Below are 14,943 nucleotides of genomic sequence, written 5' to 3'. Positions count from 1 at the left end.
GGCGTCAGCACAAACCCCCGTCCGGTATAATCAAAGACCGACCGCAACGCCGCGCCGCACTGGCGCAACAGGCTCCTTGCGACCCTGCGCCCTTCAGAAAAGCAGCGGATTTGCCCTCCGCCATGACCTCCTATGACTGCCCAAATCATCGACGGCAACGCCCTCTCCAAGACCCTTCGCGCCGATGTCGCCGTACGCGCCGCCGCCCTGACCGCCCGTGGCCAGCAACCCGGCCTGGCAGTCATTCTCGTCGGCGAAAATCCGGCCAGCGAAGTTTACGTCCGCAACAAGGTAAAAGCCTGCCAGGACAATGGCTTGCATTCCGTGTTCGACCGTTTTCCTTCCACGCTCACCGAAAGCGAATTGCTGACCCGGCTCGACGACCTGAACAACGATCCGAACGTGCACGGCATTTTGGTGCAACTCCCGTTGCCGAAACATATCGATAGTCACAAGGTTATCGAAGCCATTGCTCCGGCGAAGGACGTCGATGGTTTCAACGTCGAAAACGCCGGCGCGCTGATGACCGGCAAACCGCTGTTTCGCCCGTGCACGCCCTACGGCGTCATGAAGATGTTCGAAGCGCATAACATCCCGCTGGAAGGCGCGAACGCAGTCGTGATCGGACGCTCGAACATCGTCGGCAAGCCTATGGCCATGCTGCTGCTCCAGGCCGGCGCGACAGTCACCATCACGCACAGCAAAACGCGTGATCTCGCCGCGCTGACGCGCAACGCGGATGTGGTCGTCGCGGCAACCGGTCGGCGCAATATCTTGACCGCCGACATGGTCAAACCGGGCGCAACGGTGATCGATGTCGGCATGAATCGCGACGAAAATGGCAAACTCTGTGGCGATGTGGATTTTGCGGGCGTGAAGGACGTGGCCGGTTTCATCACACCGGTGCCGGGCGGCGTCGGGCCGATGACCATCACCATGCTGCTGGTGAATACCATCGAAGCGGCCGAACGCGCGATGCAGCAGGACCGGGATTAAAGCATTGGGGCCAAAGCCCTTCAACGCTTACATGCATGATGGGCGCACCGGCTGCCGGATTGTTCCGCTAAGACTCAGTCGGCATGCCGATCGGGTAAATCACGGCCTTAGCCAGAATCGATTTGAGAATCGGCAGAGGCGTCCCCACTATAGTGAATAGCCCAACCGTCGACATCGCGCGCTGTGTCAGGCGCGGCGTCACATTCGTCATTGCATCCATTTTTATCCGAGACCGGGAGAGTCATGTCCAATTCGACATCATCGAATACCGCGAATCAAGCTCAGATCCAGGCCCCAGGCAACCCCCTGCTCGACTTCTCCGACCTGCCCCGTTTCGGCGATATCAAACCGGAACACGTGACGCCGGCGCTCGACGTCCTGCTCGCCGATGCAAAAGCCGCCGTCGATCACGCCAGCGCACCTGAGACGCCGGCTACCTGGCAAGACATCGTGGAAAGCGTGGAACGCGCCAGCGAGCGGCTCTCGCGTGCGTGGGGCGTGATCGGCCACCTGAATGCCGTCGCCGATACCCCTGAATTACGTGCCGCCCACGCCGAGAATTTGCCGCGCGTGACGGAGTTCTCGGCGAGCGTCGGGCAAAATCTGGCGCTCTACGAGAAATACAAGGCGATTGCGGCGAGCGAAGAACACGCATCGCTTTCTGTTGAGCAGAAGAAAATGCTCAGCAACGAGTTGCGCGGTTTCCGTTTGTCGGGCGCCGAGTTACCCGAAGATAAAAAACCCCGTTTTGCACGCGTTCAGGAAGAACAAGCGGCGTTATCGAAGGCCTTCTCCGATCACGTCCTCGATGCCACCAACGCGTTTTCGTATGTCGTGACCAAGGAAAGCGAACTTTCGGGCTTGCCGGAAGATGTAATCGAAGCGGCGCGCGAAGCCGCGCAGAAAGAAAGCCGCGACGGCTGGAAGTTCACGCTGCATTTCCCCTCGTATTTCCCGGTCATGCAGTACGCCGAACATCGGCCGTTGCGTGAAGCGATGTATCGCGCCTATGTAACGCGCGCGTCTGAATTGGGTCCGAACTACGGCAACGGCAAGGCTGAGTGGGACAACACAGCGAACGTGGTCGAACAGTTGAAGCTGCGTGCCGAAGAAGCTCACGCGCTCGGCTATCAGAACTTCGCTGAGGTGTCGCTTGCGCCGAAGATGGCGGAATCGCCGGCACAGGTGGTCGCATTCCTCGAGGACCTGGCCGTGCGCGCACGCTCGCACGGAGAGAAGGACTGGATGGAACTGCGTGCCTTCGCCGCGACCGAACTCGGGATGCCGGAATTGCAGCCGTGGGACTCGACCTTCGCTGCCGAACGCCTGCGTCAGCAGCGTTATTCGTTCTCGGAAAACGAAGTGAAGCAGTATTTCCCGCAAGAGGCTGTGCTGAAGGGTTTGTTCAAGGTCACGGAAACGCTGTTCGGCGTGAGCATCCGTCGCGATGAAGCCGCCGTCTGGAATCCGGAAGTGCGCTTTTTCCGCGTCGAAAACAAGGACGGTTCGCTTGTCGCGCAGTTCTATCTGGACCTGTATGCACGCGAAGGCAAACGCGGCGGCGCCTGGATGGACGATGCCCGCTCGCGGCACAAACGCCGTGAAGGCGGCGTGCAGACGCCCGTCGCGTATCTGACCTGCAATTTCTCCGCGCCCGTGGGCGGGAAGCCCGCGTGTTTTACGCACGACGAAGTCATCACCTTGTTCCACGAATTCGGGCACGGCCTGCATCACATGCTGACGCGTGTCGATGAACTCGGGGTATCGGGTATCAACGGCGTGGAATGGGACGCGGTCGAATTGCCGTCGCAGTTCATGGAGAACTTCTGCTGGGAGTGGGACGTACTCACCGACATGTCCGGTCACGTAGATACGGGCGCCACGCTGCCGCGCGAACTCTTCGACAAGATGCTGGCCGCGAAGAACTTCCAGAGCGGTCTGGGCACGTTACGTCAGATCGTGCTCTCCATGTTCGATATCCAGCTTCACAGCGACTACAGTCCGGCCGGCGCGACGAACGTCAACGATTTCGCCCGTGAGATCAACGAGCGTTTCCACGTCGTGCCGCAAGCGCCGTTTTCCCGATGGACCAATACGTTCACCCACATTTTCTCGGGTGGGTATGCCGCCGGGTACTACAGCTACAAGTGGGCGGAAGTGTTGTCGGCGGATGCGTATGCCGCGTTCGAGGAAGCCGCGACGCTTGCCGGCGGGTCCGTGCTGGATGCGACAACGGGCATTCGGTACCGTCGCGAAATTCTTGAAGTGGGCGGCAGCCGGCCGGCGATGGACTCGTTCAAGGCATTCCGCGGACGGGAACCGAATATCGATGCGCTGCTGCGGCATAACGGGATGTCGCCGGAGGCGGCGCATTGAGATCGTGACGGCATCAATGCCGCTTGTATGACCGCAGGAGGCCGTTCCAGCGCAAGTTGGAACGGCTTTTTTTATGCGGCTTTCTTGCGGTTTCGTGTCTTATCGATTCAACCGGAAACTCACTTCCCCGGGCCGCCCTTCCAGGCTGAGTTTCGCCCGCATGGCCGGCGCCCGGCTGACCACCTTGCCACGACGAAGGACAGCCGTACGCGCTGCACGCAATCGGATGGCTTCAACCGGATCGCGCGCGTCCAGCACCACGCAATCCGCGTTATTGCCCACGGCAATTCCGTACCCTTCAATACCCAGGATCTTCGCCGGCGTCGTCGTCACTGCATCGAAGGCCGCGCGCATGGCGTCAGTGCCCGTCATCTGCGCGACGTGCAAACCCATGTGCGCCACTTCCAGCATGTCGCCAGAGCCCAGGCTGTACCACGGGTCCATCACGCAGTCGTGGCCGAACGCTACGTCTACGCCTGCAGCGATTAACTCCGGCACGCGCGTCATGCCTCGGCGCTTGGGATAGGTGTCGGAGCGACCCTGGAGCGTGATGTTGATCAGCGGATTCGCGATCGCGGCCACGCCGGAATCGCGTATCAACGGAATCAGCTTGCTCACGTAATAGTTGTCCATGGAATGCATCGAGGTGAGATGCGAACCCGTAACACGTCCCTGCATTCCCAACCGATGGGTCTGCGCCGCCAAGGTTTCGATATGACGTGACATTGGATCGTCCGACTCGTCGCAATGCATGTCCACGCGCAACCCCTTCTGCGCGGCGAACTCGCATAGAAGACGAACTGACTCAGCGCCATCGGCCATTGTGCGTTCGAAATGCGGAATTCCACCGACCACATCGACGCCCATTGATATCGCGCGCTTCAGGTTCTCGAAGGCGCCCTGGCTGCGCAAAACGCCGTCCTGCGGGAACGCAACGAGTTGCAAGTCCAGATACGGCTTCACACGACGCTTCACTTCCAACAGCGCCTCCACCGCGAGCAGACGCGGATCGCAGACATCCACGTGCGAGCGAATCGCGAGCAGGCCGCGTGCGACGGCCCAATCGCAATACTGCATAGCCCGATCGACCAACGCTTCTTGCGTCAAATCGGGCTTCAACTCACCCCATAACGCGATCCCCTCCAGCAGCGTCCCCGACGCGTTCACCCGCGGCAAACCGTAGGACAGCGTGGCATCCATGTGGAAATGCGCATCGACGAACGGCGCGGAGACAAGAGAACCGGCGGCATCGATTTCCTCCTGCGCGGTGGCGGCGAGCTGCGGTTCGATCGCGGTGAAACGCCCGCCTTCAATGCCGATGTCCACCAGATCGCGGGAATCCGCAAGCGCCGCGCGTCGAATGATCAGGTCCATGGAGTTGTCCTTTTGCCCAAGTGTTTCGATGATTGTAGCGGGACCGGAAGCACGATTTTCAGAGCGCTGCCCACGTTAGCCATTCGGTCGACTGCAGCAAGTTCGGTCTACCGGTCACAGTAACAACTCCACTCGCACGATGGATAGCCAGCGGCACTTCGTTCGAGTCGCTCCGTTGCTGATTTGCCGTGTGAACAAGATCAAACAATCACATTCGAATGATGCCTTGAATTTTCGTATCCAATGGGATACAGTTCATCAAGGCATCCCACTTAACGTTATCTGGGATCCACACGCATGACGAACACAATCAATCAAACGCGCGACTTCTCGGTCTGGCTGTTGGGCGTGACTGATGTGTTGGCAAGAGCCGCCATCTTGATCCGGATCAAACGCGCCGCGTTGGGAAATTTCGGCGATTGTCATGACGTCGGTGGCAGCGTGTGGGAAATGCGGATTCACACCGGCGCGGGCTATCGTGTGTATTACGTGCGCGACGGCTCGAGCGTTTATCTGCTGTTGGCCGGGGGAACCAAGCAAAGGCAGGTATCCGATATCGCCCGAGCGAAGACCATGTGGCAGCAAATCAGACAGGAACGAAAATGAACTCAACTCACATTTCGGCTTTCGAAGCATCCGACTATCTCGATAGCGAAGAGGCTATCGCGGCATATCTGAACGAGGCGCTTGCCTCCGGCGATTCCGATATTCTCCTCTCGGCTCTTGCCGATATCGTGAAAGCACGCGGCATGTCAAAAGTTGCCTCCGAGGCAGGCGTGCAACGCGAAAGCCTTTACAAATCGCTGGCCGAAGGTGCAAAACCCCGCTTTGAAACCATCCAGAAAGTGGCTGCTGCGTTAGGAGTAAAACTGGTCGCCGTGCCGGTACATCACTGACGCCCCTTCTTAATGGCGACGGCTTATGGCCTGTGGCTCAGGTAGCTGCACCCATGCTTCAATCAATCGGGCCCATAACGTCGAAAGACCGATAGACAGCTTAGTACCCATGCCTACAGATTCGCGCCTACAGCTCATCACTGACGAGAGTCAATCTCCGCACTAAACAAATGAAAATTGCCACCTGGAACGTCAACTCCCTCAAGGTCCGCCAACAGCATGTAATCGACTGGCTGGCAACGAGCGGCGTCGACGTGCTGTGCTTGCAGGAACTCAAGCTCACTGACGACAAATTCCCCGTCGCCGAACTCGCGGCCGTCGGCTACAAAAGCTGGTTCGCCGGCCAGAAGACCTATAACGGCGTCGGCATTCTGGTACGCGACACGCTGACGGTCAATGAGACCACCATCGTACGCAACATTCCCGCGTTCGAGGACCCGCAGCAACGCGTGATTGCCGCGACCATCGAAGGGGTGCGGATCATCTCGGCGTATTTCCCCAACGGTCAGGCGCCAGGTACGGAAAAGTTCGCCTACAAGATGCGCTGGCTCGAAGCGCTGCGGGACTGGATCGAAGGCGAGATGAAGACGTATCCGCAACTCGCCCTGCTCGGGGACTACAACATCGCGCCGGATGATCGCGACGTCCACGATCCGAAAGCGTGGGAAGGCCAGAACCTCGTCTCGCCCGAAGAACGTGCGCATTTCGTGCAGTTGATCGAACTGGGGCTCACCGACACCTTCCGCATGTTCGAGCAGCCCGAGAAGCTTTACACATGGTGGGATTATCGGATGCTCGGGTTCCGTCGTAACGCGGGGATGCGCATCGATCACATTCTGGTCACGGCAGAACTCGCCGCACGATGCACAGCGTGCGAAGTGGACAAAGTGCCGAGAAAGTGGGAACAGCCGTCGGACCACGCGCCGGTGATCGCGACGATTAGCTGAGTGGGGAGTGGTCCAGGAGCGGAGCGTTAAGGCGAAAGTTGTGCCAACCGCGCTGGCGACTGCGTCATGTTTCGCCTGGATCCTGGAGCTTTCAGCTCGATGCGCGAGTGCTCGAGGCCGCTGTCAAGAAGGACTACGACGAGGGCGTCGCCAGAGACGCCCTCCACTATCCACCTCAAGCGTCGAGGTGCAGCTCCTGAATCTTGCGTGTGATCGTATTGCGGCCGATCCCCAGCCGTTCGGCCGCTTCCACTTTCCGGCCGCGCGTGAAGTCGAGCGCCTCGCGAATCACTGCGGCCTCAAAGCGGCGCGCGAGTTCGTCCATGACATCGGCGGTATTCTCGCGCAGTAATCGCGCGACCTCAGTCCTCAAGCCGTTTTCCCACACACTCGCGGGAACGCCGGCAGGCGCCGTACCAAGCGAAGCCGGCAAAGTGCCGACGCCACCAGACAGGGCCGCATTCGATCCACTCCCCATTTCCGCCGCCGAGGCTGTCAACGCAATGCTCTCACCGGCGTATTCCTGAGTCGGCGTGAGGTCCGGCGGCAAATCCTTTTGCTCGATCGTCTGCGCCGGCGCCATCACGGTTAGCCAGTTACACAGGTTTTCGAGTTGCCGAACATTGCCAGGAAACGGCAGCGATGCCAAAAATCCAAGCGCATCTTCCGACACGCGCTTCGGCTCGACACCCAGATCGCGTGCGCTTTTTTGCAGGAAATGCCGCGTGAGCAACGGAATGTCTTCGCTACGCTCGCGCAACGCGGGCAAGCGCAAGCGAATCACGTTCAGCCGATGATACAAGTCCTCGCGAAACAACCCTTGCCGCACACGTGATTCAAGATTCTGATGAGTCGCCGCGATCACGCGGACGTTCGCCTTCAACGGGTTGTGTCCGCCCACGCGATAAAACTGCCCATCGGATAACACACGCAACAGACGCGTCTGCAGATCGAACGGCATATCGCCGATTTCATCGAGGAACAGGGTTCCGTTTTCAGCTTGCTCGAACCGTCCCTGGCGCATCGCCTGCGCACCCGTAAATGCACCGCGCTCGTGGCCGAACAGCTCGGACTCAAGCAGATCCTTTGGGATTGCGGCGGTGTTCAACGCAATGAACGGCCCGTTCGCGCGCGGGCTATGTCGGTGCAGCGCTCGCGCGACAAGCTCCTTTCCGGTGCCTGATTCGCCCGTGATGAGCACGGTGGCGGCGGAATGTGACAGACGGCCGATCGCGCGAAACATGTCCTGCATCGCCGGCGCCTGGCCGAGCATCTCGGGCGTTTCAGTGACGCTGTTGTCGTAGGCCGCTTCGCCGCGCATGCTTTCGTCAACCGCGCGGCGGATCAGTTCAACGGCCTTGTCGACATCAAACGGCTTCGCCAGGTACTCGAACGCGCCGCCCTGGAATGCAGCCACGGCGCTGTCGAGATCGGAGAACGCCGTCATGATGATGACTGGCAAACCCGGCAGCTTGTCACGCACTGTTTGAAGCAAGTCGAGTCCCGAACCGCCCGGCATGCGAATGTCGGAAACAAGCACTTGCGGACTTTCCTGTTCGAGCGCGGTCAGCGCATCCCGGACGCCGGAAAAACTGCGCGTGGCGAAGTTCTCTCTTGCGAGCGCTTTTTCAAGCACCCAGCGGATGGATTGGTCGTCGTCTACTATCCAGATCGGCTTCATATAGTTCGGCGAGATGTCTTTGTGGTTCGGTATAAGCCCGTCGAAACGGTCAGGCGCACTAGCGCTTTTATAGATGTCGATGAACCCTCGTGATCCATCCTTAACTCCATGCTTTCGTGCGTCGATCCTTCATCGGCGTCAGGTCAGCCTTCGAACGGCAACAAGATGGTGAACTCAGTGCAGCCTGGTTTGCTTTCCACCTCGATCAATCCGTCATGCTGTTGCACGAAAGTTTGCGCGAGCGTAAGGCCCAGGCCGCTCCCATCTTCCCGCCCGGACACAAGCGGATAGAAGATCCGGTCCCGTATGTCTTCCGGGATGCCGGGACCGTTGTCAGTGATATGCAAGTCCAGTGCCAGTTTGTGCAGGCGCTTGCCGATCGTCACTTTGCGCGCAATACGCGTACGCAACTCGATCCTTGCGTCACCTTGTGAAATACGTTCACGCAGCGCTTCCGCCGCGTTGCGCACGATGTTGAGCAAAGCCTGGATAAGCTGCTCCTTGTCGCCGCGCAAGTCGGGCACGCTTACGTCGTAATCGCGATCAAGCGTAAGGCCACGCGGAAACTCTGCAAGAATCACAGCGCGCACGCGTTCGCAGACTTCGTGGATATTCACGTCGCCAACAATATGCGGATGCCGATGCGGCTCAAGCAAGCGGTCAACCAGTGTTTGCAGCCGATCCGATTCCTTGATGATCACCTGCGTGTATTCGCGCAATTCGTCGCGTTCACGCGCACCCAGTTCGAACTCGAGCAGTTGCGCTGCGCCTCGAATGCCGCCGAGCGGATTCTTGATTTCATGCGCGAGATTGCGAATCAGTTGCTTGTTGACCGCGGTCAGATCGTGAATGCGCTCTTCGCGGTCGGTCTTCAAATGCCGCTCGTTCTCGAATAGCTCGAGCAGCACATAATTCGGTGCGACTTCCAGATACGCGACAATCGCGTGAACGTGCAGCGGCTCGCGGCCGGGACGCTCCAGCACGGCGTCGAGATGCGTTGCGTTGAAACGGTGATCGGCAATCGACGTAATGGTCGTCACCAGTTCGTCCGCATTGGCGAACAGTTCGGGCCAAGAAGTTTGAGCCAGTTGCTTGCGCGAGCGCTCAAGCATGGCTTCAGCCGACGGATTCGCGAAAGCGATCTTCAGGCTCAACTTGTCGAGCACAAGCACGACCGTGGGCAGCGCTTCCATGCCCGGCAACAGATGAGTAGCGACGAGCGCGGCATCGTCGGACAACGAATTGTCGGGAGGACTCTTTCTCGCCTTGATGAGATTCTTGAGAACCATCGTGCAGTGAGACCCCGTCTTGAAACTTATCAGGAGAAGTGCCGGCGATTAAAAAAGGGACGGCACGCCGTCCCTTTTTCGTTCATTCGACCCTTCTGCTTCGCATCACGCGACGCGCTTCTCCAGGATACGGCAACCAGAGAAGCGCGCACGCCATGTAATGCGCTTACAGCGAGTAGTACATTTCGAACTCGATCGGATGTACAGCCTGGCGATAGCGCTGCAATTCGGCCGTCTTCAGTTCGATATACGCGTCGAGCATCGAATCCGTGAAAACGCCACCGACCGTCAGGAACTCGCGGTCAGCGTCGAGCGCGTCGAGCGCCTGATCAAGCCCCGAACACACGGTCGGGATCTTTGCATCTTCTTCCGGCGGCAGATCGTAAAGGTTCTTGTCCGCTGCTTCGCCCGGATGGATCTTGTTCTGCACGCCATCCAGACCGGCCATCATCAGCGCCGAGAAGCACAGGTACGGGTTCGCCATCGGATCCGGGAAACGCGTTTCGATGCGGCGGCCCTTCGGGTTCGACACGTGCGGAATGCGGATCGAAGCCGAGCGATTCTTCGCCGAGTAAGCGAGCTTAACCGGTGCTTCGAAGTGCGGCACGAGGCGCTTGTACGAGTTCGTCGACGGGTTCGTGATCGCGTTCAGCGCACGAGCATGCTTGATGATGCCGCCGATGTAGAACAGCGCGAATTCCGACAGGCCTGCATAACCGTCACCGGCGAACAGGTTCTTGCCGTCCTTCCAGATCGACTGGTGCACGTGCATGCCCGAACCGTTGTCGCCAACGATAGGCTTCGGCATAAACGTCGCCGTCTTGCCATACGTGTGCGCCACGTTCTGGACGATGTATTTCAGTTGCTGCGTCCAGTCAGCGCGCTGAACCAGCGTCGAGAACTTGGTGCCGATCTCGTTCTGGCCCTGGCCCGCCACTTCGTGGTGGTGAACTTCGACCGGAATGCCGATCTGCTCGAGCAACAGGCACATTTCCGAACGGATGTCCTGGAACGTGTCGACCGGAGAGACCGGGAAGTAGCCACCCTTCGTGCCCGGACGGTGACCTGTATTGCCGCCTTCGAATTCCATCGACGACGACCACGGCGCTTCTTCCGAACCAACTTTGACGAAGCAGCCCGACTGATCCGCGCTCCACCGCACCGAGTCGAAAATGAAGAATTCCGGCTCCGGGCCGAAGAAAGCGGCGTCACCCAGACCCGAGCTCTTCAGGTAGGCTTCGGCGCGCTTTGCCAGCGAACGCGGATCGCGCTCGTAGCCCTTGCCATCCGACGGTTCCACGACATCGCACGACATCACGAGCGTCGACTCTTCATAGAACGGGTCGATGAACGCGGTGTCAGCGTCCGGGATCAGCAGCATGTCCGATGCTTCGATGCCCTTCCATCCGGCGATAGACGAACCGTCGAAAGCGTGGCCGCTTTCAAATTTGTCTTCGTCGAATGCCGAGACCGGCACCGAAACGTGTTGCTCTTTACCGCGCGTGTCGGTGAAACGGAAATCGACAAACTTAACGTCCTCGTCCTTGACGAGTTGCATGACGTCGGCCACGGATTTGCTCATTACCTATCTCCTGATTAACAAAATCGACGAACATTCATTCGCCGCCTAACCGATTCGAAACCATCGGCAGAGTCAAAAGCAGCTTCCATGCCAAGTGCACCATTGTTGCGCTAAGCGATTGAAGCTGCGCGCTTTTTCGGGGAAGTACCATCACCCTTCAAGGGGCTTACTTGATCCAGGCAGCATCACAATGCACATATTCGGTGCATAAGCAGATGCAGCCCGTAACGTTAGCACTGATTCGGGGCGATTTGAACGCCTCGCACCATCCTGATGCGTCGCGAACCCAGCGGTCTCCCACGGTGACACACGTCATCAGCGCGCTAGAATGCCTGATTAAAATGTCCGATTGGAGACCTCGCCCATGAGCACGCTTGAACAGCTGTACGCAAAGGCCACCGGTCGCGCTGAACAGGACCAGTTGCCCTATGCTGGCGCCGTTCTTCCCGCCGAAGCCTTCGAGCTTTTGCAGCTCGATCCATCCGTGCGTCTGGTTGACGTTCGCACGCGCGCCGAGCTCGACTGGATCGGCCGTCCTGCCATTGACACCGCGCAATACTCGCATGTCGAGTGGATTCAATATCCGGGCTCCGTGCCAAACACCGCGTTTCTCCAGCAGCTACGTGAGATTGCCACGCCCGATACTCCAATCCTGTTTCTTTGCCGCAGCGCCGCTCGCTCGAAACTAGCGGCGGTCGTCGCTCAAAAGGAAGGCTTTACCAAGGCCTTCGACCTGCTTGAAGGTTTCGAGGGCGATAAAGACTCACAAGGCCACCGCAAAACTGTGTCGGGATGGTGCTTTCGTGGCCTGCCGTGGATTGGCGCCTGAAGAGAAATCACCAGCACCTTGTTTTAAACCGCCGCGCCCGGCTCGATTTCCACTATCTCGCCGCCGAGCGCGCTCACACCTTCGCGCAATCTGGCAAACGCAGCGTTCGCCGCCTCGGGCTCGCCCTTCACGCCCAAGTCGATGTGCGCACGCTCAAACACCTTTCCGCGCGCCGAGTCGCCAACGCTTGGCAAGCTGAATACGCGCACGCCGGCGAAGTCACGCTCGATTGCTTCCATTAGCGGCGTGATCCGGGACTCTGGCAACCCAAAGACCAGCACTGACCGCTCGACGTAAGGCGTAGCGTGATGAAGGCCGGCGTATTTGGTATCCAGCACCCATTCGATCATGGGCCATGCCATGACCGGAAAACCGGGCACGAAATGGACATTCCCGAGCGAAAAGCCGGGAATCCGGTTGTAGCTGTTCGGAATGATGGTCGCGCCTTTCGGGAACGTCCCCATGTTCAGGCGATGCAGGTTTTCCGGGAGGTCGAGATCGACCGGCTTGTCGCCGGCCGTTTCCCTGATTCGCGCGCGAATCAGTTCAGCCGCTTCCGGATGTAGCTCGAGCGGCACGCCAACCGCCGCGGCTGCGCACTGGCGCGTGTGGTCATCAGGCGTGGCGCCGATTCCCCCAGTCGAAAACACAATATCGCCCGATGCAAACGCCCGCTTCAGCGTGGCCGTGATGCGGTCCCGGTCATCGCCAATATAATCCGCCCAATCCAGCGACAATCCCCTCGCCGACAATAATTCGATAAGTTTTGGCAGATGCTTGTCGGTCCTTCGACCGGACAATATCTCGTCGCCAATGATAATCACGCCAAAGCCCATGAATGCTCCCTGATCTTGAAAATTAGCCGGAAATTCGCAACTCGGCCGACGCTTCGGGGCCGCTCAACGGAGGCGGCGCAGCGTTGGTTTCCGTCCGAAGGCGCTCTAGCGCGTGCAGACAATAGTGCGCAAACCAGAGTGCCGAAAAAACAAGAATAAACGCATAGATCCAGATGGTCGCCGCAGCGACGACCGGAAATAACGGCAGTAGCCAGACCGACCACGCCCACAGCATGGTCGGCAGAGACCCCAAAAGGCCACTGATCACGCCGATGCCGAACAACGGCCAGCGCGCACGCCGTACGATAGCCCGCCGCTCCTGAGCGCTCGCGTGCAACGCGAGCGCGTCATACGTCATCACGCGATAAGTCAGCCAGCCCCATAACACGGGCGGAATGATCGCGAAAAACGGCGGGATCAGCCACAGCGGCAACGTCACGACCAACAGCACCAAACAAACGACCGTCGTGATGACTGAATGTCCGAGACTGCCGTACCAGGAACCGCCACGCCGCATTTCGAGCGATGCGTACTGCCGCCGTGTCAGCAGCTTGATCACCGAAGGCATCGAAAGCGTCGCGATAAGCAACAAAATGGTCACCACGATCAACGGAATCGCCATGATCACAATGAAAAACGGTGCGATCACCGCGTGTAGCGACGAGAAACCGATGGAATCGAAGAGCCGGTACATGGCGGACGTGAACGCCCAGCCGTCGAGCCAGTCACGCGCAGCGCCCGTCAGCGTTTGCCAGAAAAACCACAGGACAGCGCCCCATGCAACGGTCGCCACGGCGAACGGCATGAATGTCAGCCACAACATTCTCGGATGAAAAGCGTTCGCTAGCGCGCGCACGAACGAACGCAACAAGTCATTCATGCAAAAGTGGTCCGAAGAGTAAAGAAGACAGGATAAACCACAGAGCACTGCGTGCGCTGCTCGTCCGGATGGCTAACGCTGGAAGCAAAAACGACTCCGCCGGCTCGAGGCCGGCGACAAGGGGTTCAGGCACGACAGTTCAGATCGAACGAGAACGCCAGTGGGCTTAGACCGCCGCGGCATCCGAATCTGAACCGGGCGCGCGAGTGGCCCTATGCGACACGATGCGCTCCGCAATGCGTTTGAATGCGAGCCAGTGCTGCTCGATGAAACCATCGCCGTAATTGCGGCCCGGCTTATCTGCAACGGCCAGTTGATCGCGAATGCCGGTCGGCTCGAGTTCGCGATTCCACGACACGCTCCTGAAAAGCATGTCCCACCACGGCAGCAGCACGCCGAAATTACATCCGTACGTGGTGCCTTCGTGACCATAGCCGATCGCGTGGTGCCGCCGATGGAACGTCGGGCTCACGAGCAGGCGCTCGCCAAGCCAGCCGAAATGCACCCGGATATTGGCGTGCTGGACGCTTTGCATCAGGTTGGTGATTGCGACAAGCACGACGAATTGTGACGGCTGCACCCCGATCACAAGCGCCACGGTCGCGAAGAACCCGGCTTGCAGAATGTCGTCGAGCAAATGATTGCGATCGTCCGTCCAAAGCGACATTTTCTGCTGGCTGTGATGAACAGCGTGCAACTCCCACCAAATGCCGATCCGGTGTTCCATCCGGTGATACCAATAGCCTGCGAAATCGAGCACGATCAGATAGATCACGAACGCGACGAGCGGCTGCGAAGTCACGCCCGGCCAAAGATTGTCGAGATCGATGTCGGCGATATTGTGCAGCCGCAGCCAGCTTTGAAAGCCGTCGAAGAACGGCTGGAAGGTGAAGAAAAAGAACAGGTTCAGGATCCCGAGCTTGACGATCCATGTATAGAGCGCATCCACGCGGACGCCTTTGCGATCCGGCCACTTCTCAGCGGGCCGCAACGCTTCCAGCGGCCGCAGGATCGCATACATGGCAAGCACTTCCAGCACGCCTACGATTACCCAGTACAGCGCGTCATAGGTGTCCTCGTCGTAACCCATCAAGCCGACTTTAAACATGAACGGCTGCACCAGGTCGATGTAAAGCCACGTCTGCAGGGTCGAGACAAGGCTGTCGAAAAGAGAGAAGATCGAATGAAACATGGTGCTCCGTTACTGGGTGCCACTTACTGGTCATTCCGTAATTCATGCGCAGGGAAAGATTCTCC

The 14,943-nt window shown here is 58.9% G+C and carries 13 protein-coding genes; 6 read left to right on the top strand and 7 right to left on the bottom strand.

Features of this window, described 5'->3' with window-relative positions; all coding sequences use genetic code 11:
- Window positions 1-132: 132 nt before the first annotated feature.
- Together folD and FH08_RS0140815 are read left to right on the top strand one after the other, a co-directional pair.
- On the top strand, window positions 133-996 hold the full coding sequence (gene folD, locus FH08_RS0140825; protein WP_031363878.1) for a bifunctional methylenetetrahydrofolate dehydrogenase/methenyltetrahydrofolate cyclohydrolase FolD: 864 nt from the start codon (window positions 133-135) through the stop codon (window positions 994-996).
- Between the two features lie 243 nt (window positions 997-1,239).
- The gene (locus FH08_RS0140815; RefSeq protein ID WP_031363877.1) at window positions 1,240-3,372 is read left to right on the top strand and encodes a M3 family metallopeptidase; all 2,133 of its coding nucleotides are present in this window, start codon (window positions 1,240-1,242) and stop codon (window positions 3,370-3,372) included.
- A gap of 99 nt (window positions 3,373-3,471) precedes the next feature.
- Here the strand turns inward: FH08_RS0140815 and FH08_RS0140810 are convergent, their stop codons facing one another.
- Window positions 3,472-4,746: an amidohydrolase family protein gene (locus FH08_RS0140810; RefSeq protein ID WP_031363876.1), complete on the bottom strand. Its 1,275-nt coding sequence runs from the start codon at window positions 4,744-4,746 to the stop codon at window positions 3,472-3,474.
- A gap of 297 nt (window positions 4,747-5,043) precedes the next feature.
- On the opposite strand from FH08_RS0140810, the gene FH08_RS0140805 reads away from it, so the two are divergent.
- The 3 genes from FH08_RS0140805 to xth all read left to right on the top strand — a co-directional run bounded on the left by FH08_RS0140805 (window position 5,044) and on the right by xth (window position 6,589).
- Window positions 5,044-5,352 (top strand): type II toxin-antitoxin system RelE/ParE family toxin, encoded by a 309-nt coding sequence (locus FH08_RS0140805; protein WP_031363875.1) that lies wholly within the window; start codon window positions 5,044-5,046, stop codon window positions 5,350-5,352.
- The gene (locus tag FH08_RS0140800) at window positions 5,349-5,642 is read left to right on the top strand and encodes an addiction module antidote protein (protein WP_031363874.1); all 294 of its coding nucleotides are present in this window, start codon (window positions 5,349-5,351) and stop codon (window positions 5,640-5,642) included. The genes FH08_RS0140805 and FH08_RS0140800 overlap by 4 nt, the downstream gene beginning before the upstream one ends.
- A gap of 170 nt (window positions 5,643-5,812) precedes the next feature.
- Window positions 5,813-6,589, top strand: a complete 777-nt coding sequence (gene xth, locus FH08_RS0140795) for an exodeoxyribonuclease III (protein WP_031363873.1) — start codon at window positions 5,813-5,815, stop codon at window positions 6,587-6,589.
- Window positions 6,590-6,764: 175 nt separating this feature from the next.
- On the opposite strand, the gene ntrC is transcribed toward xth, so the two are convergent.
- The 3 genes from ntrC to glnA form a co-directional block, all read right to left on the bottom strand.
- Window positions 6,765-8,270 (bottom strand): nitrogen regulation protein NR(I), encoded by a 1,506-nt coding sequence (ntrC, locus tag FH08_RS0140790; RefSeq protein WP_031363872.1) that lies wholly within the window; start codon window positions 8,268-8,270, stop codon window positions 6,765-6,767.
- Between the two features lie 143 nt (window positions 8,271-8,413).
- A complete protein-coding gene (gene glnL, locus FH08_RS0140785) occupies window positions 8,414-9,559 on the bottom strand; it encodes a nitrogen regulation protein NR(II) (protein ID WP_031363871.1) in 1,146 nt (381 codons plus the stop codon).
- Between the two features lie 166 nt (window positions 9,560-9,725).
- Entirely contained in the window at window positions 9,726-11,141 is a 1,416-nt protein-coding gene (gene glnA, locus FH08_RS0140780) for a type I glutamate--ammonia ligase (protein WP_031363870.1), read from the bottom strand.
- 364 nt (window positions 11,142-11,505) lie between these two features.
- Between glnA and FH08_RS0140775 the strand changes: the two genes are divergently transcribed.
- The gene (locus tag FH08_RS0140775; protein WP_031363869.1) at window positions 11,506-11,970 is read left to right on the top strand and encodes a rhodanese-like domain-containing protein; all 465 of its coding nucleotides are present in this window, start codon (window positions 11,506-11,508) and stop codon (window positions 11,968-11,970) included.
- 23 nt (window positions 11,971-11,993) lie between these two features.
- On the opposite strand, the gene FH08_RS0140770 is transcribed toward FH08_RS0140775, so the two are convergent.
- The 3 genes from FH08_RS0140770 to FH08_RS0140760 all read right to left on the bottom strand — a co-directional run bounded on the left by FH08_RS0140770 (window position 11,994) and on the right by FH08_RS0140760 (window position 14,878).
- Window positions 11,994-12,806 (bottom strand): competence/damage-inducible protein A, encoded by an 813-nt coding sequence (locus FH08_RS0140770; protein ID WP_031363868.1) that lies wholly within the window; start codon window positions 12,804-12,806, stop codon window positions 11,994-11,996.
- Between the two features lie 22 nt (window positions 12,807-12,828).
- Window positions 12,829-13,686, bottom strand: a complete 858-nt coding sequence (locus FH08_RS0140765) for an EI24 domain-containing protein (RefSeq protein WP_031363867.1) — start codon at window positions 13,684-13,686, stop codon at window positions 12,829-12,831.
- Window positions 13,687-13,852: 166 nt separating this feature from the next.
- Entirely contained in the window at window positions 13,853-14,878 is a 1,026-nt protein-coding gene (locus FH08_RS0140760) for a sterol desaturase family protein (protein ID WP_031363866.1), read from the bottom strand.
- Between the last annotated feature and the right edge of the window lie 65 nt (window positions 14,879-14,943).

Origin of the sequence: Caballeronia sordidicola (assembly GCF_000729995.1) — a bacterium.
Classification (GTDB): domain Bacteria; phylum Pseudomonadota; class Gammaproteobacteria; order Burkholderiales; family Burkholderiaceae; genus Caballeronia; species Caballeronia sordidicola_A.
Note: the sequence above shows the minus strand (reverse complement) of the source record. Positions and strands in the feature narration are given on the sequence as shown.